18 protein-coding genes are annotated in these 23,756 nt (G+C 72.0%); 10 read left to right on the top strand and 8 right to left on the bottom strand.

The features are described 5' to 3' along the window. From ACFWBD_RS29965 to ACFWBD_RS29940, 6 genes are all read left to right on the top strand, one after another. Positions 1–1,598 (top strand): protein kinase (locus tag ACFWBD_RS29965; RefSeq protein WP_385673408.1); only part of this gene is annotated, 1,598 nt, incomplete at its 5' end. A gap of 72 nt (positions 1,599–1,670) precedes the next feature. Continuing rightward, positions 1,671–3,329 carry a serine/threonine-protein kinase gene (locus ACFWBD_RS29960; protein ID WP_385673405.1) on the top strand — a complete coding sequence of 553 codons (1,659 nt, stop codon included), beginning with the start codon at positions 1,671–1,673 and terminating at the stop codon, positions 3,327–3,329. A 92-nt stretch (positions 3,330–3,421) separates the two neighbouring features. Continuing rightward, positions 3,422–5,032 carry a serine/threonine-protein kinase gene (locus tag ACFWBD_RS29955; RefSeq protein ID WP_385673402.1) on the top strand — a complete coding sequence of 537 codons (1,611 nt, stop codon included), beginning with the start codon at positions 3,422–3,424 and terminating at the stop codon, positions 5,030–5,032. 425 nt (positions 5,033–5,457) lie between these two features. Then, complete coding sequence (locus ACFWBD_RS29950; protein WP_385673399.1) at positions 5,458–7,356, top strand: serine/threonine-protein kinase; 1,899 nt, start codon at positions 5,458–5,460, stop codon at positions 7,354–7,356. 122 nt (positions 7,357–7,478) lie between these two features. Continuing rightward, positions 7,479–9,122, top strand: coding sequence for a succinic semialdehyde dehydrogenase (locus ACFWBD_RS29945; protein ID WP_385673396.1), 1,644 nt, complete (start codon positions 7,479–7,481; stop codon positions 9,120–9,122). Positions 9,123–9,245: 123 nt separating this feature from the next. Then, a complete protein-coding gene (locus ACFWBD_RS29940) occupies positions 9,246–11,024 on the top strand; it encodes a GMC family oxidoreductase N-terminal domain-containing protein (RefSeq protein ID WP_385673393.1) in 1,779 nt (592 codons plus the stop codon). Between the two features lie 100 nt (positions 11,025–11,124). Here ACFWBD_RS29940 and ACFWBD_RS29935 read toward each other — a convergent pair whose 3' ends face one another. From ACFWBD_RS29935 to ACFWBD_RS29915, 5 genes are all read right to left on the bottom strand, one after another. Beyond that, positions 11,125–12,165 (bottom strand): LPXTG cell wall anchor domain-containing protein, encoded by a 1,041-nt coding sequence (locus ACFWBD_RS29935; protein WP_385673390.1) that lies wholly within the window; start codon positions 12,163–12,165, stop codon positions 11,125–11,127. A 157-nt stretch (positions 12,166–12,322) separates the two neighbouring features. Further along, positions 12,323–13,372, bottom strand: coding sequence for a hypothetical protein (locus ACFWBD_RS29930; RefSeq protein WP_385673386.1), 1,050 nt, complete (start codon positions 13,370–13,372; stop codon positions 12,323–12,325). A 175-nt stretch (positions 13,373–13,547) separates the two neighbouring features. After that, a complete protein-coding gene (locus ACFWBD_RS29925; protein WP_385673383.1) occupies positions 13,548–14,597 on the bottom strand; it encodes a hypothetical protein in 1,050 nt (349 codons plus the stop codon). A 27-nt stretch (positions 14,598–14,624) separates the two neighbouring features. Further along, positions 14,625–15,242 carry a hypothetical protein gene (locus tag ACFWBD_RS29920; protein WP_385673380.1) on the bottom strand — a complete coding sequence of 206 codons (618 nt, stop codon included), beginning with the start codon at positions 15,240–15,242 and terminating at the stop codon, positions 14,625–14,627. An 843-nt stretch (positions 15,243–16,085) separates the two neighbouring features. Next, complete coding sequence (locus ACFWBD_RS29915) at positions 16,086–16,367, bottom strand: chorismate mutase (protein ID WP_385673377.1); 282 nt, start codon at positions 16,365–16,367, stop codon at positions 16,086–16,088. Positions 16,368–16,708: 341 nt separating this feature from the next. On the opposite strand from ACFWBD_RS29915, the gene guaA reads away from it, so the two are divergent. Next, positions 16,709–18,289 carry a glutamine-hydrolyzing GMP synthase gene (gene guaA, locus ACFWBD_RS29910; protein WP_385673374.1) on the top strand — a complete coding sequence of 527 codons (1,581 nt, stop codon included), beginning with the start codon at positions 16,709–16,711 and terminating at the stop codon, positions 18,287–18,289. Positions 18,290–18,318: 29 nt separating this feature from the next. Here guaA and ACFWBD_RS29905 read toward each other — a convergent pair whose 3' ends face one another. Beyond that, positions 18,319–18,792 (bottom strand): pyridoxamine 5'-phosphate oxidase family protein, encoded by a 474-nt coding sequence (locus ACFWBD_RS29905; RefSeq protein ID WP_385673371.1) that lies wholly within the window; start codon positions 18,790–18,792, stop codon positions 18,319–18,321. 57 nt (positions 18,793–18,849) lie between these two features. Then, positions 18,850–19,476, bottom strand: coding sequence for a hypothetical protein (locus ACFWBD_RS29900; RefSeq protein ID WP_385673368.1), 627 nt, complete (start codon positions 19,474–19,476; stop codon positions 18,850–18,852). A 110-nt stretch (positions 19,477–19,586) separates the two neighbouring features. Between ACFWBD_RS29900 and ACFWBD_RS29895 the strand changes: the two genes are divergently transcribed. Continuing rightward, complete coding sequence (locus ACFWBD_RS29895; RefSeq protein WP_385673365.1) at positions 19,587–20,381, top strand: class II aldolase/adducin family protein; 795 nt, start codon at positions 19,587–19,589, stop codon at positions 20,379–20,381. 105 nt (positions 20,382–20,486) lie between these two features. Here ACFWBD_RS29895 and ACFWBD_RS29890 read toward each other — a convergent pair whose 3' ends face one another. Further along, positions 20,487–21,410: a DUF4429 domain-containing protein gene (locus ACFWBD_RS29890; RefSeq protein ID WP_385673362.1), complete on the bottom strand. Its 924-nt coding sequence runs from the start codon at positions 21,408–21,410 to the stop codon at positions 20,487–20,489. A gap of 201 nt (positions 21,411–21,611) precedes the next feature. Between ACFWBD_RS29890 and ACFWBD_RS29885 the strand changes: the two genes are divergently transcribed. Next, a complete protein-coding gene (locus tag ACFWBD_RS29885) occupies positions 21,612–22,901 on the top strand; it encodes a hypothetical protein (RefSeq protein ID WP_385673359.1) in 1,290 nt (429 codons plus the stop codon). 179 nt (positions 22,902–23,080) lie between these two features. Then, positions 23,081–23,617, top strand: coding sequence for a DoxX family protein (locus ACFWBD_RS29880; protein WP_385673356.1), 537 nt, complete (start codon positions 23,081–23,083; stop codon positions 23,615–23,617). The last annotated feature ends 139 nt before the right edge of the window (positions 23,618–23,756 follow it).

Raw genomic sequence — 23,756 nt, 5'->3', positions numbered from 1 at the left:
AGTTGACTGCCGCGCTCTATGTGGCGGAGAGCGACCAGGCCGTCCTGCTGGCGCGTACCAGGGCGGAGGCCCGCGCGGCCGCGCGGATCAACCACTCCGCCGTGGTCACCGTCCACGACGTGCTCGAGCACGACGGCCGCCCGTGGATCGTGATGGAGCTGGTCGAGGGCCGCTCGCTGGCCGACGCCGTGAAGGAGGACGGGCGGGTCGAGCCCACCGAGGCGGCCCGGATCGGTCTGTGGGTGCTGCGCGCCCTGCGCGCCGCGCACTCCGCCGGTGTCCTGCACCGCGACGTCAAGCCCGGGAACGTGCTGCTCTCGGACGACGGCCGGGTCCTCCTCACCGACTTCGGCATCGCCCAGATCGAGGGCGACAGCACCATCACGCGGACCGGGGAGGTCGTCGGCTCGGTCGACTACCTGGCCCCCGAGCGGGTGCGCGGCCAGGACCCCGGCCCGTCCTCCGACCTGTGGGCGCTGGGCGCGACGCTGTACACGGCGGTCGAGGGGCGGTCGCCGTTCCGGCGTACCTCGCCGCTGACCACTCTTCAGGCCGTCGTCGAGGAGGAGGCCGCCGAGCCCGGGTACGCCGGCCCGCTCGGCCCGGTCATCACCGCCCTGCTGCGCAAGGACCCGGCCGCCCGTCCCGACACCGCCGAGGCCGAGCACCTCCTCGCCGAGGCGGCCGAGGGCCGACGCCCCAGCGGGGCGCAGGCGTACGTGCCGACGCAGTACGGGGGGCCCGACCGGGCCCCGGGGGGCCACCGCTCCGTGTCGCACCCGCTGTCCCACCCGACGGCCGGCACCGCGTACGTTCCGGTGGCGCCGGAGACGGCGACGCCCGTACCCGGGCACCTCGGGCACCCCGTGACCGCCGCGACCGCCGTGGGGCCGACACACATCGGCCCGGGCCCGGACACACGGCCCTCCCGCCAGTCCCAGCCGCCTCGGCGCCGTCGTCGGGTGCTGGCGCTCGTGGTCGTCGTCGCCGCGCTGGTCGGCGGGGGCACGGCGCTGGCGTGGCAGAAGTGGGACGAGGGGCGGCAGGGCACCGGCGGGTCCGCGTCGGCGTCCACCTCGCCGAGCCCGAGCACCCCCGCGGGGACGAGCACCCCCGGCGAGCAGGGCGCCGACTCCTGGAAGGAGATCGACGACCCGCTGGGCTTCGGGCTCTCGCTCCCCAAGGGCTGGGAGCGTGCCGTGTACCAGGACGACGGCGACCTCAAGCAGATCGACTACACGCCCGACGGCGGCGAGCACTTCATCCGCATCGCCCTCGACAAGTCCCCCGACTTCAGCGACCCGTACGCGCACCAGGTCGACCTCGAGCAGCAGCTCAAGCGGCTGGTCGCCTACAACCGGGTCACCCTGGAGAAGAACGTCTACCGGGACCGGGACGGCGCCGAGTGGGAGTACACCTGGACCGCGCAGGCGAAGGACACGGAGTTTCCCGGGCCGCGCCGCGCGATCGAGGAGACGTACGTGTCCCGGGACGGCGCCGAGTACGCGATCTACATGTCCTCGCCCGCCGAGGACTGGACCGAGACGGCCAAGCTGTTCAAGTCCGTACTGCAGAGCTGGCGGGAGCCGACTTCGTAGGGGTGTGCCCGTCCCGGTAGTTGGCCGGACGGCGCCCCGGAGGCGTGGCGTCCGTTGGGGCATGATGGGCCCATGGGGACCGAGGGGGGCGGGGACGGCGTACGGGTCATCGCGGGTCGTTACCGGCTGGACGCGAGGCTCGGGCGCGGGGGCATGGGGGTCGTGTGGGGCGCCACCGACCAGTTGCTGGGACGGCGTGTCGCCGTCAAGGAGCTGACCCAGGACGACACGCTCTCCGACGAGGAGGCGCGTGGCCGCCGCGACCGGACGCTGCGCGAGGCCCGTGCGGTGGCGCAGCTGAGCCATCCGCACATCATCGTCGTCCACGACGTCGTCGATGACGGCGAACGGCCGTACATCGTCATGGAGTTGATCGACGGCGGCTCGCTCGCCGACCGGATCGCCGCGCGCGGTCCGATCGAGCCGGCCGAGGCGGCGCGGATCGGCATCGCCCTGCTCGGCGCCCTGCGCGCCGCGCACGCGGCCGGGGTCCTGCACCGGGACATCAAGCCCGCCAACGTCCTGCTCGAACGCGACAGCGACCGCGTCGTCCTCACCGACTTCGGTATCGCGCAGGTCGCGGGCGCCACCACGCTCACCGAGACCGGGTCGTTCGTCGGCTCGCCCGAGTACACCGCGCCCGAGCGGATGTCCGGGGCGCGGACCGGCGCGGAGTCCGACCTGTGGTCGCTGGGCGCGCTGCTGTGCACGGCGCTCAGCGGCGAATCACCCTTTCGTCGCGACTCGTTGGGCGGCATCCTGCACGCCGTCGTCTTCGCCGAGATCCGCACCCCCGCGCAGGCCGAGCCGCTGCTGCCCGTCGTGCGGGGGCTGCTGGAGCGCGATCCGGACCGGCGGCTGGGCGCCGCGGAGGCGGAACGGCTGCTGCGCGCCTACCTGGACACCGGTCGCACGCCGACGCCGGTGTCGTCGAGGTACACGCCGACCCAGGCGGACCTGCCCCGGCCGCGGTGGGAGCCACCGGCCCGTGAGCGCTCCACCCGGGGTGTGCTCGTGGCCGCGCTGCTGGTCGCCGCGATGGCGGGGGCGGGCGTGTCGGCGGCTGCGCTGCTGCTGAACGGCGACGGCGACGGCGGGCGCACACCCACGAGTTCGGCGCCGGGGTCCTCGGCGAGCGGCTCGACGAGCCCCACGCCCACCGGGACCCCCTCGGCCACCCGTTCCCCGTCCGGTTCCACCACGTCCTCCCGGCCCTCCCTCCCGGCCACGTCCGCCACGGCCGGCCCCGCTTCCGCCGCCTCGGGCGACCGCCCGGGCACGCCCACCGCCCCCTCCGGCTACCGCGTGGCGGTGGATCCCGCCGGGTTCTCGCTCGCGGTGCCGGAAAACTTCACGCGTGTGCCGCAGGGCGAGCGGGTCTTCTACCTGTCCCCGGGGCAGGTCTTCCGGCTCGGCATCAAGGTCGCCGCCGCACCGCCCGGCGGCCCGCTCGCCGTGATGGAGTCCGCCGCCGCCAAGGGTCCGGACACCAACCCCGGTTACCACGACGGCCGGGTGACCGAGACCCGTCACGGCGGGAGCCCCGCCGCTCTCTGGGAGTTCACCTGGGACGGCTTCACCGCGGCGGAGGGGCCCCGGCACACGTACGACCTGTGCTGGGAGGAGGGCGGGCTGCTGTACGACGTGTGGGTGTCGGCGCCGGTCGGCAAGGTGCGGGAGGCGCGGGAGTACTTCGACGTCGCGGTCGACACCTTCGCCGTAACGACCTAAACGGGAGATAAGGAACGTTGCGCGTCACGGGTCTGTGACCGGTATGCGCCGCCGGTGGATACCGGCCTGCCTGGCGCGATAGGGATGGACCCATGAGTTACGACGGGGGCGCCGGCCACGAGGCCGACGAGACGACGAGTTTTGTACTGCAACCGCCCAGGCCGGCGCCGCCGCAGCAGACCGCGGTGCCCGTCCAGGCCGCCCCGCCGCGGGAGCCGGGCGTCGGGCGGCTCATCGCGGGACGCTACCGGCTGCTCGCCAAGCTCGGGCACGGCGGTATGGGCACGGTGTGGCGCGCCAAGGACGAGACGGTGGACCGCGAGGTCGCCGTCAAGGAACCCCGCGTGCCGGACCACCTTCCCGAACGTGAACAGGCCAACGTGTTCGAGCGGATGCGCCGCGAGGCGCGGGCCGCGGCCCGGCTGGACCACCCGGCCGTGGTGAACGTGCACGACGTGGCGGTCGTCGACGGCCGGCCGTGGATCGTGATGGAGCTGGTCCACGGACGCTCGCTCGGCGACGCCCTCCAGGAGGGCACGCTCAGCGCGCGCGAGGCGGCCCGGACCGGCCTGGAGGTGCTCGGCGCGCTGGAGGCCGCGCACGCGGCGGGCATCCTGCACCGGGACGTGAAGCCGGACAACATCCTCCTCGGCCGGCACGACCGGATCGTCCTCACGGACTTCGGCATCGCCCAGATCGAGGGCGAGACGAACCTGACCGACACCGGCGGCATCGTCGGCTCGCCCGAGTACATCGCCCCCGAGCGGGTGCTGGGCCGGCGCCCCGGCCCGGCCGCCGACCTGTGGTCCCTGGGCGTGGTGCTGTACGCGGCGACGGAGGGCGTCTCGCCGTTCCGCCGCAGCAACACCCCGGCCACGCTCCAGTCCGTCCTCAACGCGGTGCCCGCGCCGCCCGCCGCCGCCCAGGGTCCGCTCGCCGAGGCCGTCAACGGACTGCTGGAGAAGGACCCGGCGCGCCGCCCGGCCGCCGCACGGGTACGGGCCCTGCTGGAGGCCGCCGCGAACCCGCCCGCAGCCCAGCCCACCCAGGTCGTGCGGCAGGTGGAAGTGCCGCGCGCCCGGCGCCGGTTCGGCCGCGCGGCGTGGAGCGTGCTCGGCGCGGCGGTCGTCGCGGCGGCGGTGACGGTGTACCTGGTGGTGGCCGACCCGTTCGCGGGGCCGCTGCCTGACGGCTGGGAGAAGCACCGGGTGAAGGACGTCACCGCGAAGGTGGCGGTCCCCGACACCTACAAGAAGGGCGTCCCCGACCGGGAGTCGGACGACAGTCACTGGGTCAGCTACACCGACCCGAGCGGTGCCATCTCGGTGGTGCTGTCGGTGGACCGTAAGGCGGAGGACACCGGCAAGGAGATCAAGGCGTCCGCCGCCGCCGAGATGTACGCGGACGACGGCGTGTTCAAGGAGAACGGCAGCTACCGCCTCGACATGCCGAAGGCGCCGAAGACCCGGCCCGACGACAACGAAACGTTCCGCGACCAGAAGGCCGCCGGGAACACCGTCAGCTACACCACCAGCGACAGCCAGGACCCCCGCCCGCGCGAGCTGCGGATCCTCTACTACAAGTCCGCCGCCGGCGACATGTACCGGCTCACCATCGCCTACCCGGGCGCGGGCGACTTCACGGCGCGGGGCCGCGAGGTGGCCCGCACGGCGATCGCCAACCTGGACCTCGACAAGCTCTAGGCCGGGCCAGGCGGCCCGACCGGTCTACGAGGACAGCGTCGCGCCCGTGCACCGGGCCGGGCGGGCGGTGCTCTGGGAGGGGGAGCACGGCGTCGACGAGCACCTCACCCCGGAGTCGGCCCCCGGTCACACCCCGGCTCGGCCGTCCCGCGGGTCGCCTCGCGCGGTGAACGGGCCGTGTTCGTCGGGGACCCGCCGCACAACCCGGTGAAGGTGCTGCGGCCCGAGTGCAGCAGCTGCTTCTGCCTCGACCCCGGACGCGCGGCGGATCAGCGCACCGGGGTCCTCGAACGAGCGGCGGACCGAGGGGAGTTGTATACCCGCGCACTTCGCCGGGCAGGGTGTGGTGGAGGTGCGACGGCTGGAAACGGGACGGTTCGCCCTGGGCAGGTGAGGGCGCCGGAGATCGTGGTAGTCATGGAGACATGAGCAACGACGGGGGCCCCGGCGGCGCCGAGAGCCGGACGGTGGGCGGGCGCTACCGGCTGCTGGAACGTATCGGCTCCGGCGGTATGGGCACCGTCTGGCGGGCCCGCGACGAGCTCATGGAGCGCGAGGTCGCCGTCAAGCAGCCCCGGCTGCCCGGTGATCCCGAGGACGACTTCCACCGCCGGGCCGCCCACCGTCTGCACCGCGAGGCCAGGGCCGCCGCCCGCGTCGACCACCCCTCCGCCGTCGCCATCCACGACGTGGTGGTGGAGGGCGCGGGAGCCGGCGGCGAGGGCGGACTGCCATGGATCGTCATGGAGTTGGTCCGTGGCGAGTCCCTGCACGAGGTGCTGAAGCGCGGCCCTCTCGACCCGGCCGAGGCCGCCCGGATCGGCCTCGCCGTCCTGGGCGCCCTGCGTGCCGCGCACGCCGTCGGCATCGTCCACCGGGACGTGAAGCCCGCCAACGTCCTGCTCGGCCCTCCGCCACCCCCGGCGTCGCCCGATCGGGGGCACCCTCACGGCCGGGTCGTCCTCACCGACTTCGGCATCGCCCATATCCAGGGCGAGGAATCCCTCACCGTCAGCGGCGAGTTCGTCGGGTCGCTGGAGTTCGTCGCGCCCGAGCGGATGTCCGGACGCAGCGGGGGCCCCGCCTCCGACCTCTGGTCCCTGGGCGTCCTGCTGTACGCGGCCGTCGAGGGCTGGTCCCCGTTCCGCCGTACGACCGTGGAGTCCACGCTCGCCGCGATCATCGCCGCGGACCCGCCGGAGCCGAAACGGGCCGGCCCGCTCGGCCCGCTCGTCGTACGGCTCCTGGTACGCGACCCGGTACAGCGGCCCGACCCGGCGGAGGTCGCCGAGACACTCGACGCGGTCGCAGAGGGCCGACCGGTCCCGGCCCCGGAGCAGGCAGAGGCAACGGAGACAGAGGCAGCGGCAGCGGAGAACGCGGAGGCAGCGGAGAACGCGGAGGTAGAGGCAGCGGAGAAGGCGGAGGTAGCGGAGAAGGCGAAGGCAGCGGAGAACGCGGAGGTAGAGGCAGCGGAGGTGGCTGAGGAGGTCGAGGTGGCTGAGGAGGTCGCGCCTCAGGACGTGCGGGCCTTGCGGGAGTTCGGCGAGGACGCGGGAACGGTGCGAGTGGGGGCGGCCCGGCAGGACCCGGCGCAACCGAGCGCACCACCGAACGGCACCGACCGCCCAGGACCCCAGCCCCACCCGGCCTCGAGCGCGAGGTCCGGTCCGGCCGGCGCGAGCCGCCTCCTGCGGCCGCTGAGGCGTCGTTCGCTCGCCCTGGCCGTGCTCGGCGGGCTGCTCGCCGGCGGTACCTGGTGGGGGAGCGCCTGGCTCGGCGGGGCCGACAGCGGGGCGGCGGAGCGGCCGGTGACCTACGCCGGCTCGGCGCCGGCGGATCCCTCGGCCGCCGCCGTCGCGGGGGCGGGGGCGCGGTGGGTCGCTCACCGCGAGGCCCAACTGGACGCCGTCCTCTCCCTCCCGAGCCGGTACCGGCAGTCGGTCCGGCAGGGCGGTGCGGAGGAACAGCCGCGCCTGGTGGTCTACTCGGCGGGCTCGGTCGACGTACGCCTCACCCTGTGGGACAAGGCGCCCGCCGCCCCGCTGGCCCGGGCGGCCCAGGCGCACGAGACCTGGAACGGCTACGCCCCGGACGCGCGCACCCAGACCACCCGCACCAGCTTCCACGGCGACGAGGCCGCCCTCGCCGACACCACCTACGGTCTGGACGACACCCCGACCCGTGTCATGGAACTGTTCGTGCTCACCGCCGACGCCCGCATGTACGAGCTGCGCGTCGACATGCCCAAGGGGACGCCGGAGGAGAAGCAGGGCACGGCGGTGTTCAAGGGGGCGCGCGACCGCCTGGAGATCGGTAAATGACCGGACACAACCTCCTGATCAGCAGGTTTGTTGCCAGTGAACGCTGGCGTCATGTGTGCGGTCGGTGAAACGGTATTACCGGCGGGTACCCAAAGTGTTCCACACGTCATACCCTGCGCCTCATGACGGACTCGCAGGCCCCGGAAAAGACCGGCACCGAGCTCAGTGGGACGACCACGACCGGTACCAACCCCCTCGCCCCCGCCCCCACCGGCGTGCGTACCGCCGCGGACGTGGTCACCCCGGAGCTGGTCGCCCAGCTCACCAAGGGCGTGACCGGCTCCGGCCGTACCGCCAACCACACGCCCTTCACCGGCGGGAAGCTGGCCGACCTGCCCGAGTCCACGCCCGACGACGTACTGAAGGCCTTCGAGGCGGCCCGCAAGGCGCAGCCGGTCTGGGAGCGGACGCCCGTGCGGGAACGCGCCGCCGTCCTGCTCCGCTTCCACGACCTGGTGCTGGAGCGGCAGGCCGAGGTGCTCGACCTCATCCAGCTGGAGACCGGCAAGGCCCGGCTGCACGCCCATGAGGAGGTGCAGGCGGTGGCCGTCGCCGCCCGGCACTACGGCCGCAAGGCCCCCGCCTACCTCCGCCCCAAGCGGCACGCGGGCGCCATGCCGACGCTGACCAAGGTCACCGAACTGCGCCACCCGCGCGGTGTCGTGGGCCAGATCGCCCCCTGGAACTACCCGCTGGAGCTGTCGGTCGGCGACGCGCTGCCGGCGTTCGTCGCGGGCAACGCGGTCGTGATGAAGCCGGACACGGAGACCTGTCTGACCGCCCTGTGGGCGCGTGACCTGCTCGTCGAGGCGGGTCTGCCCGCCGACGTCTTCCAGGTCGTCCTCGGTGAGGGTCCCGTCGTCGGTCCGGAGGTCGTGCGGCACGCCGACTACGTCTCCTTCACCGGCTCCACCCGCACCGGCCGCGAGGTCGCCCAGGGCGCCGCCGCCCGTCTCGTCGGCGTCTCCCTCGAACTCGGCGGCAAGAACGCCATGCTGGTCCTCGAGGACGCCGACATCGAGAAGGCCGCGGGCGGCGCCGTCCGCGCCTGCTTCTCCTCCGCCGGCCAGCTCTGCATCTCCATAGAGCGGCTGTACGTCCACGAGTCGATCGCGGACGCCTTCGTCGAGCGCTTCGCCGCCCGCACCAAGGCCATGCGGCTGGGCACCTCGCTGGCCTACGGCGCCGACATGGGCTCCCTGGTGGGCGAGCGCCAGCTGGAGACGGTGACCCGGCACGTGGAGGAAGCCGTCGCCAAGGGCGCGAAGGTCGTCGCCGGCGGCGTCGCCCGCCCGGACGTCGGCCCGTACTTCTTCGAGCCGACGATCCTCGACGGGGTGACGGAACCCATGTCCGTCTGCACCGAGGAGACCTTCGGCCCGGTCGTCTCGATCTACCGCTTCAAGACCGACGACGAGGCCGTCGAACAGGCCAACGCCACGCCCTACGGCCTGAACTCGTCGGTCTGGACGAAGGACGGCCGCCGCGGCCGGGACGTCGCCTCCCGCCTGCGCACCGGCACGGTGAACGTCAACGAGGGCTACGCCCCGGCCTACGGCAGCGTCCAGTCCCCCATGGGCGGCATGAAGGAATCCGGTCTCGGCCGCCGCCACGGCTCCGAGGGCATCCTCAAGTACACCGAGGCCCAGACGGTGGCCCAGCAGCGCCTCCTGCCGATGGCTCCGGCACTGGGCATGGACGACGAGAAGTACGCGGAGTTCATGAGCCGGAGTCTGAGGCTGATGAAGGCGTTCCGCTTCCGCTAGAGCGCCCGTGTCGGCGCGCCCGCGTCAGCGCGCCGGTGTCAGAACGCCCGTGTCGGCGCGCCCGCGTCAGAGCGCCCGCGCTGGAGCGCACCCCATCACACCCGTTCTCAAAGAGGAGAGCATGTGTCCCAGGACGCTTACGACTACGACGTCCTCGTCGTCGGATCCGGCTTCGGCGGCTCGGTGACCGCCCTGCGCCTGACGGAGAAGGGCTATCGCGTGGGCGTCCTGGAGGCGGGCCGCCGATTCACCCGGGAATCGCTGCCCAGGAACTCCTGGGACCTGAAGAACTACCTCTGGGCCCCGAGGCTCGGCATGTACGGCATCCAGCGCATCCATCTGCTGGGCAACGTCATGGTGCTGGCCGGCGCGGGCGTGGGCGGCGGCTCCCTCAACTACGCCAACACCCTCTACGTACCGCCGAAGCCCTTCTTCGACGACCCCCAGTGGCGGGACATCACCGACTGGCAGGAGGAGCTGAAGCCGTATTACGACCAGGCACGGCGCATGCTGGGCGTTCGGCTCAACCCGACGACGACCCCCTCCGACGTGCACCTGAAGGCGGCCGCGGAGCGGATGGGCGTCGGCGACACCTTCCACATGGCGCCGGTCGGTGTGTTCTTCGGCGACGGCGAGGACGCCGACGGGACGGCGAAGGCGAAGCCGGGGGAGCAGGTCGCCGACCCCTACTTCGGGGGCGCGGGCCCGGCCCGCAAGGCCTGCACCGAGTGCGGCGAATGCATGACGGGCTGCCGGCACGGCGCGAAGAACACTCTGAACGAGAACTACCTCCACCTCGCCGAGAAGGCGGGCGCGGTCGTGCACCCGTTGACGACGGCCGTGTCGGTCACGGACGACTCGCAGGGCGGCTACGCGGTCGCCACGCTCCCCACCGACGCCCGCCGCAAGGCGAAGGGCCGGGTCTTCAAGGCCCGCCGAGTGGTGCTCGCGGCAGGCACCTACGGCACCCAGACACTGCTGCACCGCATGAAGGCGAACGGTCAACTCCCGTATCTATCCGAGCGGTTGGGCGAGCTGACCCGCACCAACTCGGAGGCGCTGGTCGGCGCGCAGACCGACGACCGCCGCTACCGCAAGGCGACGGGCGCGGCGAAGGTGGACTTCACGCGCGGGGTCGCCATCACCTCGTCCGTCCACCCGGACGACAGCACCCACATCGAGCCGGTCCGCTACGGCAAGGGCTCCAACTCGATGGGCGGTCTGTCGATCCTGCAGGTGCCTTACGCGGAGGGCTCGTCGCGGGTCGCCGGCTGGCTGGCGAACGCGGCCCGCCACCCTCTCCTCGTCCTGCGCTCGCTGTCCAACCGGCGCTGGTCGGAGCGGACCATCATCGGCCTGGTGATGCAGTCCCTGGACAACTCGCTGACGACGTATCTCAAGCCGGCGGGCGTGGGCCGGGGCCTGCTGACGGCACGGCAGGGGCACGGCTCCCCCAACCCCAAGCAGATCAGGGCCGCTTCGGAGGCCGCCTCGGCGATCGCCGCAGACATCAACGGCTTCGCCGGCTCCAACGTGGGCGAGCTCATGGGCACCCCGCTCACCGCGCACTTCCTCGGCGGCTGTCCGATCGGCGACTCGCGCGAGACGGGCGTCATCGACCCGTACCACCGCCTCTACGGCCACCCCGGGATCTCCGTCGTCGACGGCGCGGCGGTCTCGGCGAACCTGGGCGTGAACCCGTCGCTCACCATCACCGCCCAGGCCGAGCGCGCGATGTCGTACTGGCCGAACAAGGGCGAGACGGACCCGCGTCCGACGCAGGGCGCGGCGTACGAGCGGCTGAAGCCGGTGGAGCCGGTCGGTCCGGTGGTGCCGGCGGAGGCGTTCGGCGCGCTGCGCCTGCCGTTCCTGGGCATGCCGACCGTTCCGCCCGAGCGATAGCAAACAGCCGGTACCCGGTACCTGATAGCCAGTAGGCCAACAGGCGAAGGGACCTGCGCCCCCCTCCGAGCGCAGGTCCCTTCGCTGGTCTTGATACGCGTTACGCGTGCGTGCCGGCCTTGCGGCGACGGACCGCGAACACCGCACCGGCGCCGGCCACCACGGCGACCCCGCCGACGAGTCCGATCATCGGCAGCGCGGAGTTCGAACCGGTCGAGGCGAGGCTGCCGCTGATCGGCTTGGCGCCGCCCTGGGGCTTGGCGCCGTCGGTGGGCTTGTCGCCGTTCGGCTTGGCGTCGTCGACACCGTCCGCGTCGCTGCCGGCGGCGAGGATCTCGACGTCGTAGTAGTCACCGTTGCCGTAGCAGGTGGCGCCCTTGCCCGCGTAGATGGCCTCGCTCAGCGCGAACGAGGAGCCCGCCGGCGCGGCCGCCTCGACCTCCACCCGCAGGTCGAGCGTGGCGGACGAGCCCTGCTCCAGCGAGTCGAGCAGACCCACGAAGGACCCCGTGACGGCCTTCTTGCCGTCCTCGTCCTCGTAGGAGTCCTGGAAGCCGTCGGTCCACTTGCCGTCTTCCTTGACCTGGATCACGGCGAGGCCCTCGGACAGCCACGCGTCCGTCTCGTCGCCGTACTCCATGAAGGCGTCGATGTACACGTTCTTCAGGTCCTGGTCGGAGCCGTTCTTGACGACGAACTCGAAGTCGTGCCAGCCGGACCCGGCGACGATCTTGCTCGGCAGGCCCTTGATCTGGGCGGTGAGCTTCTCGTCCAGCTCGAAGGAGTCGCAGTCCGTGTACGGGTCGAACCCGTCCTCGCTCTCGCTCGCCGAAGGGCTGGCGGAGGCCTTGCCCGAGCCGGACGCCGAAGGCGACGAGCCGCCGGACGGGGAGCTGGAGGCGCTACCGCTCTGCGACCCGGACGCCGACGGTGACGAGGTGTCGGACTCGGAGGCGGACGCGCTCGCGCCGCTCGAGTCGGACGGCGAGGCGGAGGTGTCGTCCGACGCGGACGCGGACGCGGACGCGCTCGCGGACGGTGAACCGCTCTCCTCCGCGAAGGCGGCGGGTGCGGACAGCAGGGCGAGCGGCGCGATGACGGCCGTCGCGGCCACGGTGACGAGTGTGCGGGGAAGCTTCATGAAGACCTCGGTGGATCCGGAGGGAGGCCTTCCGCATGGGGGTGTGGGGTGTGGCCTTGGTTCGGTGGGTGTGACCGGTGACGGCTGTGAACAGTTGTGCTCAGCTCACAGGATCTTTATGTGGCACGCGTCACACCCGCCGGCCGCGGTCTCCCGTTCAGCCCTCCGAGCCCCCGTCGGCGCCCGCGTCCACCTCTGGGTCCGTCGGGAGCAGGTCTCCCACGTCGGTTCCGCACTCCTGCTCGATCCTGGTGACCGAAGCCTTGCGGGCGGTGTCGCCGACCGGGGCGGAGGCGCCGGCGTCGGCTTCGAGCGACGTCGCGTACGCACGCAGCGCCGAGGCGTCCCGCCCGGCCAGTCCGGCGAGGTCGGTGAGGACGGAGGCGAGCTCGTCCGGCGTGTAGCGGCTGTGCTCGGACACGGCGAGCGGCGCGGCGACGGAGCAGAAGGTGTCGGCCGGCTCGCTCGCTCCCGCGACCTTCTGGTACCGGGCGGCCGGGTCGAGGCCGAAGTACCGGGCGGCCGTGGCGTCGGGAGTCGCGCTCCGCAGGATCCCCCGGACGCCGGTGGCGGGCTTCCCGACGGTCCGGAACGCCATCGGCTCCTCGTCGCCCGGGACCAGCCGCTCCTCCCACGCCGAGCGGTAGGCGCCGACGGTGACCGTCTCCCCCTCGAACTCCCCCTCGCCGACCCGGCTGTGGTCGTAGGGCAGAACACCGCCCGAGCCCAGCGGTGACCACGCTCCGTCGGAGAAGCGGGCGAACGTGATCACGTAGTCGTGGCCGACCTCGAGCCGCGAGGAGTCGGGCGACCCCATTTCCTTCTTCGTGCCGTCCTTCAGCTGCCACCCGTCGGCGGTGACCGACACCTTCGACGGCAGGGCGGGCGCGCCGGACCGGGCCCAGACACGCTCCTTGACCTGGAGGTCGATCGTCCGCGCCAGATAGTCCTCTTCTGCGCCGGTCTCCTCGCCCGGGTCGCGCAGTTCGTGCTCGGCCGTCACCCGGACGACGGCGACCTGGTCCCCGTACGACACCCAGTCGGTCGCGGTGAAGGACGGCAGCGCCTCCTTCTCCGAAGCGCCGAGTACGACGTTCCGGCTGTCGGCGTCGTCTCCGGAGCGGTCGTCGGTCAACGGGACGAGCGCGAGCGCACCGGCGACGGCCGCGCCCAGCACGGCCCCCGTGATCTTCGTTCGCGTGGTCATGGCCACGGGACTCCCCCTCGGGTCGGTTCGGAAGGTCATCACTGTGACGCCGGGAGCGCCCTGTTCGTTCGGGGAACGGGCCGTAGTGGGCGGACCGCCGGGGGAGGCGGTCCGCCCTGTCACCGGGGGCCGGTCATCGCGGCCCGGTCACCGCGGCCTGGTCACCGCGGGTCGGTCACTCCGTGTCGCCCGTGTCGTTCGGCAGGAGGTCACCGACGTCGATGGTGCAGGCGCGTGCGATCCGGGTGGCCGCGGACTTGCGGATGGTGCCGGTGGTCCAGCCGGAGTCGTCTCCCGCGCGCAGCTGCGCCGCGTAGGCCCGCAGGATCGTGCTGTCCGACGCCTCCGACATTCCGGCGAGGTCGCCCATGACGTCCGCGAGCTCGCCCGGCGTGTACCTGCTGTCGGCGTCGGTCGCGAGGGGCGCCGCCACCCGGCAGAAGGTGTCCGCCGCCGCGGCTGCCGCCGCCGCGGCCTTGGCGACCAGCCGGGCCCGGGCGACCGCGTCGAGGGCGTAGTTCTGGGCGGCGGTGGCGTCGGGGGTCGCACTGGTCAGGAGCGTCTTGACGCCGGCCGCGGTCTTGCCCGCCGCCTGGTAGGTCAGGGGTTCGGCCACGCCGGTGACCAGCCGCGACGCCATCGTCGAGCGGTATGCCGAGGCGGTGACCGTCGAGCCCTGGTACTCGCCCTGGCCCACCTCGCTGTTGTCGTAGGGGAGGATGGCGCCGGTCCCCAGCGTCGACCACTCCCCGTCGGAGAAGTGGGCGAACGAGACCAGGTAGTCGTGCCCGACCTCCATGCGGGACGCGTCCTGCGAGCTCACGCGGAGCCTGCCGTCGTCCTTGAACTCCCAGCCGTCCGCGACGATCGACAGGGTGTCGGGCAGGGCCGTGGAGCCCGACCGGGACCACACCCGTTCCTTGACCTGGAGGTCGATCGTCCGGGAGAGGTAGCCCTCGCCCGCCGTGACCTCCTCGCTGTCGGCGACCCCTTCGTGCTCGGCTGCCACGTGCACGACCGCGGCCTGGTCGCCGTACGAGACCCAGTCGCTCGCGGTGCGGGACGGGATGGCGTCCTTCGACTCGCCCAGTACGACGTCGCTCCGTCTGCCCGCGTCGGTGGCGCGCGCTTCGTCCGTGAACGGGACGAGTGCGGCCGAACCGGCCAGGACGCCGGCTATGGCGGCGCCCAGCACGGTCCCCGCTATTTTCTTTCCGGTGCTCATTGCCACGAAATTCCCCCTGGTCAGGTCTCAGTAGGTCGCGTTGATGTTTTCTTTGTTGTTGGCGCCGAGCTTGTAGACGTCGTTGTACGACATGCAGCCGAGGCGGTCGTCGTACAGGCCGAGCCGGGGGCTGGCTTCGGGGCCGTGCGTCAGGCCGACGGCGTGCCCGGTCTCATGGCACGCGTCCGACTTGTTGACGGCGCCGATTCCGGTGTGGTCCTTGTTGAAGACGATGTAGTGCTGGTCGCACTTCTTCGTGCTGGAGGCGTCGTCGCACCAGGTGATGCCGATCTTGCCGCGCGACAGGGTCTTGGCCTTGTAGACGACGTCCGTCTCGGCGCTGCCCCGGTAGACACCGGAGGACTGGATCTTCACCACGAGGTCGGTCGGCCCGTAGTAGTCCTTCGCGGCGCGGGAGATGGTGTTCTTCTCGGCCGCGGACAGGCTGCCCTCCCGGTAGATGGTGAGGGTCTTGTTGTCCGTCTGGCAGAACCCGTCGCCCATCTCGCCGTCGACACAGGTGTGGGAGTAGTTCCCGGTCGGATACATGTTGTCGGTCAGAGCGGCCTGGACGATGGTGGTGCCCGCGGCCAGGGCCGCGGTCGCCACCCCTATGACGAAGACGCTCCTCCGTTTGATCGCCACTGGCGATCCCCCCTATCTGTCCGCCTCCTGTGTGTCTCCTCGGAAGTTCCGGTGAGCGTGGGGCGGTTGGGGCGATCTAACGGGATCAAGCGCTGGCCAAAAGTTGACCGAGCGTTCATTGGCTTGAAGCGACCATTAAGAGTCCGAATGTGCATATAGCGTGAAAGGCCAGTGAAAGCATCCGTAAATCATTGGCTCTTTATCGCCGCCTCCCGTATAAGACGGCATCTCGTGACGGCATCCCGTATCGGATGGCGCATTTCTTGCGGGGCCATGCGGGGCCATGCGGGAGGTATGCGGGAGGTATGCGGGGGCATGACGAAGGGCCCCGCGGGACGGATCCGCGAGGCCCTTCTTTATCGTCAGCACCGGCGTCAGGGCAGCGCCGGTGCCTGGGAGCGGCGCCGGGGGGTCGCGCCGCTGGCCTGGACCTTTGGCAGTGCGGGCAACGCGCGGAAGGCGGTTGCCATGAGGGGGACTTGGGGCTGTTCGGGGCTTTCTACGCATCGTGCTGGATGAGCGCGGCGCCCGCAACCGTTTGACCCAGCCGTTGTGCATTTTTGCATTTTTCGCCGGTCGGCTCGGCCCCGGGCGTCCCCGAGGCCGGCCGTTCTCTTGGGTGACCGGGCTGCTGTCCCCTGCCGTCCGGTCACTTGCCCGGAGCGAGGTCCCACGGCGCACGGCACGATCCGTACGCCTCATCGCTCCGGCGAGCCACGCGTGGTTGTTCCGGGCCCGCCCCTGGCTGGAACGGACACCGGGACCAACGAAACCGTCCGGGAGGCGGTCACGCGCCCGTACGGGTGAGAAGGGTGCTGAAGGGGGCCGAACTGACGCCCGACCTCAGACGCGTCCCCGGCACAGCTCGAGCAGCGTCATCGCCAGGGCCGTACCGGGCTTGCCGAGGGCGCCCCTGTAGTGACCGAGGATCTCCATCTCGCGGGAGAGGTTCACGCGCCGGCCGCCGGAGGTGATCCGCGCCTCCTGGATGACGGCGGAGACGGCCATCCGTTCCTGGATCAGACCGATGATCCGGTCGTCGAGCGAGTCGATGCGCTCACGGGCGCCGGTGATCACGTCGGCGGCCTCGGGGGTGCGGGCGCCGGTCAGGTCGATGGTGGTCATGGGGGCTCCTGTGGTGGATACGGGTGCCCCGGAGCGGCAGGACCCGGGAGAACGACAGGCGCCCCGGGCCTTGTCGGCCCGGGGCGCCTGGGAAGTCGCTCGTCAGTTGCTCAAGCAGCACGACCATGGCAGCCGGTGGGCCGGTTGCCATAGGTAAAGACGAAGGTCGGGTGCGTGAGCATGAGGTCAGTATGCAGGGTCGTCGGGCGAGGTCCAAGGCGGTTCGCGAGGCGGTTCGCATCCTGAGACGCGGTGGTGGTCCCGGCGCCGGGACCGGTCCCACGTCCACCTCGGTAGAATCGGGTTACACAGAGACCCCGCCCCACCGCCGGAAGGCCCCCGTGTCATCAGCGACTCCTACTGCCGCCGCCCCCGACACCGTCCTGGTCGTCGACTTCGGTGCGCAGTACGCCCAGCTCATCGCCCGTCGAGTCCGCGAGGCGCGGGTCTACAGCGAGATCGTGCCGAGCACCATGCCGGTCCAGGAGATCCTCGCCAAGAAGCCGGCGGCGATCATCCTCTCCGGCGGCCCCTCGTCCGTGTACGAGGAGGGCGCCCCCCGCCTCGACCGCGAGCTCTTCGAGGCCGGCGTCCCCGTCTTCGGCATGTGCTACGGCTTCCAGCTGATGGCGCAGACCCTCGGCGGCACGGTCGACAACACCGGCGCCCGTGAGTACGGCCGCACCGAGCTGCACGTCTCCCGCTCGTCCTCGACCCTCTTCGAGGGCACTCCGGCCGAGCAGGCCGTGTGGATGTCGCACGGCGACGCCTGCTCCGCCGCCCCCGAGGGCTTCAGCGTCAGCGCCTCCACGGACGTCGTCCCGGTCGCCGCCTTCGAGAACGACGAGAAGAAGCTGTACGGCGTCCAGTACCACCCCGAGGTCATGCACTCCACGCACGGCCAGCAGGTGCTGGAGCACTTCCTGTACCGCGGCGCGGGCCTCACCCCGGACTGGACCACCGGCAACGTCATCGACGAGCAGGTCGCGGCCATCCGCGAGCAGGTCGGCGACAAGCGCGCCATCTGCGGCCTCTCCGGCGGTGTGGACTCGGCGGTCGCCGCGGCCCTCGTCCAGAAGGCCATCGGCTCCCAGCTGACCTGCGTGTACGTCGACCACGGTCTGATGCGCAAGGGCGAGACCGAGCAGGTCGAGAAGGACTTCGTGGCCGCGACCGGCGTCCAGCTGAAGGTCGTGGACGCGCAGGAGCGCTTCCTCACCGCCCTCAAGGGCGTCTCGGACCCCGAGGAGAAGCGGAAGATCATCGGCCGCGAGTTCATCCGGGTCTTCGAGCAGGCCCAGGCGGAGATCATCGCGGACGCGGGTCCGGCGGTGGAGTTCCTGGTCCAGGGCACGCTGTACCCGGACGTCGTCGAGTCCGGCGGCGGCACCGGCACCGCGAACATCAAGTCGCACCACAATGTGGGCGGTCTGCCGGAGGACCTCGAGTTCCAGCTGATCGAGCCGCTGCGCCAGCTGTTCAAGGACGAGGTCCGCATGGTCGGCCAGGAGCTCGGCCTGCCGGAGGAGATCGTCCAGCGCCAGCCGTTCCCGGGCCCCGGCCTCGGTATCCGGATCGTCGGCGAGGTCACCAAGGACCGCCTCGACCTGCTCCGCGACGCCGACGCGATCGCCCGCGAGGAGCTGACGGCCGCCGGTCTCGACCGTGAGATCTGGCAGTGCCCGGTGGTCCTCCTCGCGGACGTCCGCAGCGTCGGCGTGCAGGGCGACGGCCGGACCTACGGCCACCCGATCGTCCTGCGCCCGGTCTCCTCCGAGGACGCGATGACCGCCGACTGGTCGCGCCTGCCGTACGACGTCCTGGCGAAGATCTCCACCCGGATCACCAACGAGGTGCGCGACGTCAACCGGGTCGTCGTCGACGTGACCTCGAAGCCGCCGGGCACCATCGAGTGGGAGTAGGCCCTTCCCGGACCCTTTGAGAGAAGGGTTCAGGTCCGTTTGAGCGTGCGTACCGGCTCCGCGGGCTGCCAGACCTGGGCGACCAGACAGGTGTCGTCCTCGACGTAGGTCCGTACGACCTCCGTCAGCTCGGTGCGGAAGAGGTGGAACGGCTGCGGCGGTTCCACCTCCTTCACATACGCCGCCCTCGCCTGCCCGTCCGCCACCTCGACGGCCCGGCCCGCGATCCGTACGTCGCCCCCGCCCATCCCGGTGCCCTCGCCGGGGTTGGCCTGGAGGCAGAAGCGTGGGTCACGGCGCAGGTCGAGGGCCTTGAGCGAGCCCGGCATCATGCCGAGCCACAGCTCACCGCCGAGGAACCGGACCTCGATACCGGTGGTGCGGGGGGAACCGTCCCTGCGGAGCGTCGCGAGGACGTGATGGGTGAAGGCTCCGAAGCGTTCCTCGGTGATCTTCGCGAGTGCGGGTTCGGCTGCGGCGAAGGCCGCCCAGTTCGCTGTCATACGGCGAGTGTGGCCCCGATACCCGACATCCGCTGTCCGGTATGGCCGGGCTGTCGGTCAGAACCCCTGGGGCACCGGCCGTACGTACCGCTCCAGCCCCGCCGCGTCCCGCACCGGCGTGCAGCCGGCCGCCGTGAGCCGTCGGGCCAGCTTCGCGCGCCGGGTCGTGTTCATCCGGAGGGCGCCGAGCATGAACAGCGGCATCAGCACGGCGAGCGGGAGCAGCACGGCGTACGTGCCGGTCAGCGGGGCCATCAGCAGGAACAGCGCCCCCGAGCCCCATCCGATGGCCAGCAGCTGCTTGCGGTTGGCGGCCGCGCCGAGGGCGTCGTGGCGGATGAGCGCCGTGAGCACGTCGACGTCCGCCTGCACCTCGGGGACCGGTGTGAGCGAGCCCAGGTACATGCCCGGCACCGGGCGGCCGGGGCCCGGGTCGGGGAAGGCCGCCGAGTTCGCCGCGGCACGCTGCCGCGCCCAGGGGCTGGAGTCGCGCGTCAGCTGGACGTGCATGATGCGGTGCTTGCCGACGAGGCGCACGCTCTCGTACCGGAAGCCGTAGCACTCGGCGACGTAGACCAGCGCGCCGAACGTCTCCAGCTCCGCGAAGGGGTGGACCAGCTCGATGGCGTCGCGCGTCGCGATCTGACGCATGAGGGCGGTGAGGGGGCGGTCGGCGAGACTCAAGGTGTGCTCCGAAGGTGACGGAAATCGTCATCTTTACATAACGGCTCTGCCCTTTTGCGCTGACCGACGGTAACTTCCGCGTCGTAAAGCAACCCAGTGCTGGAGGACCGATGCACGGGCCCACGCCGCCTGCCCCCCTGCCCACCGACCGGCTTCAGTTCGCGATGCCGCCGATGCACGACTCGGTGGAGGACGAGCGCCGGCACCGCAAGGAACGGCTGGCCGGAGCGGTACGCGTCTTCGGGCGGCTCGGCTTCGAGGACGGTGTCTCGGGGCACATCACCGCCCGCGACCCGGAGTTCGACGACTGCTTCTGGGTCAACCCGTTCGGGATGCCCTTCAAGCACGTCACCGTCAGCGACCTGGTGCTCGCCAACGCCGACGGACAGGTCGTCGAGGGCCGCTACCACGTCAACCAGGCCGCCTTCACCGTGCACGCCCAGGTGCACGCCGCCCGCCCGGACGTCGTCGCGGTCGCCCACTGCCACTCGGTGCACGGCCGTGCCCTCGCCGCGCTGGGCGAGCTGCTCGACCCCATCACCCAGGAGAGCTGCGCGTTCTACGAGGACCACGCGCTCTACGACGCCTACACCGGCGTGGCCGTCGACGCGGGGGAGGGACGGCGCATCGCGTCCGCGCTCGGCTCCCGCAAGGCGCTCGTGCTGCGCAACCACGGGCTGCTGACGGTCGGCGACTCGGTGGACGCTGCCGCCTGGTGGTTCCTGTCGATGGAACGCTCCAGCCAGGTCCAGCTGACCGCGCGGGCGGCGGGCCGGCCCGTCCTGATCGACCACCGGGCGGCGGTCGCGACCCGGGAACAGCTCGGCGGCGACCTCGTGGCCTGGATCAACTACCAGCCGATGTGGCAGGACATCAGCCGAAGCGAACCGGACCTGCTGAGCTGAGACCCACCCTGGAGGCCGGGTTCCGCGGGCCGTCTCCTGGGCGTCGTGTCCCGGGCGTCGTGTCCTGGGCGTCGTGTCCTGGGGTCCGTCTGCTGGTGGCCGGGTTCAGAAGCCGCGCAGTATGACCGCCTTCGTGCGCGCGAACTCCTCGTCCGTGAGCACCCCGTCCCGGCGCAGCTCGCCCAACTCGCGCAGTCGGCGCAGCAGGTCGTCGTGGTGGCCGGCCGGGGGCGGGACGGACGCCGTGAGCCCGCGCCTGCGGGCCACGTCCCCGTACGCGCGTTCCTGCTCGGGCTCGGGCTCCCGCTCCGCACCCGTGTGTGCGGAGGGATGCGGGAGACGCGCGGTGACCGCGGTCGCGACCAGGGCCGTCAGCAGGTCGCGGCTCACGTTCCCCCACAGGTCCAGGGCGTACGGGTCCTTCTCGGCCGGCAGCTTCGAGAACACCGTCTCGCGGGTCACGAACCGCAGGAAGCCGTCCTCGTAACCGGAGTTGGGCAGCCACTCGACCCGTACGACATCAGCGACGTTGATCACGCGCGGTCCCGTCGCCCGCTTCACCCGGTCCGAGGTGTCCGCCCAGTCGACACGCACCTGGGTGCCGTCGAAGGAGACGGTGCCGTCGGAGGAGCGCACGGAGACCGGAACCGGCGGCCCCGGCAGGAGGTAGGCCTTGGTCGGCTCGCCCGGGATCTGGTCGAGCAGCAGCGCGTGCCGGATCTCCTCGGCGAGGTACTCGGCGACCCCGGAACGGTCCACGTCCACGGTGAGCCGGTAGGGATCGGCCGGGTCGGGCAGCCGCCCGCCGGTCGCGTGCAGCAGCGGATCGGCTCCCTCGCGCAGCCGCATCCGCAGCCGTCCGCGCTTGCGTACGGGTTCGTAGACGATCCCGGCGACCGCCTCCAGGGGCACGGTGATCTCCCCGTACGTCTGCCGGAACAGCGGTACGGAGCGGTGGAGTCCCGGGGTGATCCTGACCGTTGTGCCGTCGAAGGCCCAGGTCCCGTCACGCTGGATGATCTCGGCCATGCGGAAATTCTCGCAGCCGGGTCAACACGGCCCGGCCCGCTTCACCCGCGCTGACCAGACCTGCCGGGAACGAGGGGTGTGCCGTAGGGCACAATTCGCTGTCATTGCGGGGGAGTTGTTCACAGTGCGGCGGCCGGGATCCGGACAGGGGTCTTCGGGGGTCGCCATCCGATCGGGTCGTGGGGAAGGCGGGCGTCGGACATGGCGGTGCAGGAGGCGAGACAGGGCACGGAGTCGAGCAGGGGGCCGGGCACCCACGAGGGTGGTTGTACCTGCGGGGACTGCCCACACGGGGCCCGCGCGGGGCACCGGCGAGCGGTGGCCGAGTTCCTGGTGCAGCGGGACGGGTTCGCGGCCGGGCACGGCCTGCCGGCCGCCGTCGCCCACTCCGTCTCGGCCTCCCGCCAGTGGGTCTCCGAGGAGCTCACCCAGTCCGCGGAACTCGTCGCCGAACGCGGCCGCGCCGAGGGCGAGGCCTGGTTGTCCCGTCTGTGGCTCCGCACGGCGGTCACCGTGTGGGTATCGGTCGTGGCGCTGTTGCTGGTGCAGTCCCTGACCGCCATCGGCGCGGGCTGGACCGACGCCCGCACCGCCGGACTCCTCGCCGCGCTGCTCGTCGCCGGCGCGCTGACCGCCGCCTCCTGGTTCCACCGGGCACGCGGCGGGGCCCTCGCCCCCGTGATCGGCGAGGACAACCGCCTCTCCACCTCCCGCGCGGTCGCCGTCGCCTGGGTGCTGCTCGTGGCCTACGCGGTGCTGGTCCTGGTGGGCCGGCTCGCCGCCGCCTCCGGTCACGCCGAACGCGACGCGCTGCTCGCCGGGCTCGACCTCTCCCGCGGCGCCGGCGTGGTGACCGTGCTCGCCGTCGTCTGCGGGATCGCCGTGCTGGTGCGCCGGGTGGTCGGCCTGCGGGTCCTCGGCCAGCGGCTCCAGAAGGTCCGCGCCCACCGCCCCCGGGCGGCCGACCTGCTGACCGACGACGCCGGCCGCGGTACCTTCGCCGACATCCAGTACGTGGTGATCGGCGCCGTCGCCCTGGCCTTCGCCGCGGTCCGGCTGGCCCGCCGCCCCGACCAGCTGCCCGACCTCCCCTGGGGCCTGGCGGTCGTGGTCCTGGTCTCGGCCGCGACCTACCTCGCCGGCAAGTACGCGGAGGGCGGCCGCCCCGTCATCCTCTCCGTCGTCCGCTCCCGCGAGGCCGGCGACCTCGACGCCCCGATCCGCACCGGTGACGACATCGAGATCCGCGGCGCCGGATTCGTCCCGCCCGGTGCCCAGACCGCCGACCGGCTCTCCCGCATGGTCGTCCGCATCGGTCCGGTCCATGTCCACGTCCCTCTCGTGCCGGTCACCGGCGGCTTCAGCAATCCGACCGACGCCGTGCTCACCGTCCCCGTCCCGGCGGACGTGGAACCGGGCCGGGTGGACGTGCAGGTCGTCACGGCCGCGGGTGCGGAGACGATCCGGTACGCGATCGACGTCACGGACTGAACCGGTGGGGCGGAGCGGACCCCTCGGACTCAGGCGGACCGACGGGCCGGAGTGAATCGGCCGGGCGAAGTGAACCAGTGGTGCGGAGAGCCCGTGCAAACAGTTGAGCGCACCCCCCATTTCGTACGTATGGTCTGTCGAGGGGTCCCACCACTCCGGGCGAGAGGCGGCTACGGGCGATGACTCACGGCATGCGGACGGATACCTACCCCCCCTATCTCGACGGCGGCGGCCGCGACTGGCGGGACACCGCCACCCGGTACGCCCTCCTTCCCCTGCGCATCTTCCTCGGCGTCACCTTCATCTACGCCGGCCTCGACAAGCTCACCGACGGCGCCTTTCTGAAGGACAGCGGCGCCGGCTCGATCGGCGACACCATGCGCGCCGTCCGTGACTCCTCGGCCATCCCGGCCCTGGTCGACATGGCCCTGAAGAGCCCCGTCGGCTTCGGCTACGCGATGGCCTTCGGCGAACTCGCCGTCGGCATCGGCGCTCTCCTGGGCGTCCTCACCCGACTCGCCGCACTCGGCGGCGCGCTGATCTCCCTCAGCCTGTGGCTGACGGTGAGCTGGGCCTCGGACCCGTACTACTACGGCAACGACCTCCCGTACATGTTTTGCTGGGTGCCGCTTGTGCTGGCCGGTGCCCCGGTCCTCTCTCTCGACGCCGCCTGGCGCTCCAGGCGGCGACAGCGAGCGGGAGCCCGAGGCAGGTAGGACCTCCGAGACCGACCGGCCCCTCCGACCCATGAACCGTGAGCGTCGGTCGGACAGGCGGCCGGGCAGGCGGCCGGGCAGTCGGTCGGGCGAGCAGTCGGTCGGGCGGTCAGTCGGTCGGGCGGTCAGGAGGCCGCGT

The organism is Streptomyces sp. NPDC060002 (assembly GCF_042737245.1).
Taxonomy (GTDB): Bacteria; Actinomycetota; Actinomycetes; order Streptomycetales; family Streptomycetaceae; genus Streptomyces.
The sequence above is the reverse complement of the archived record's forward strand: the minus strand, read 5'-3'. Positions and strand labels throughout refer to the sequence as shown.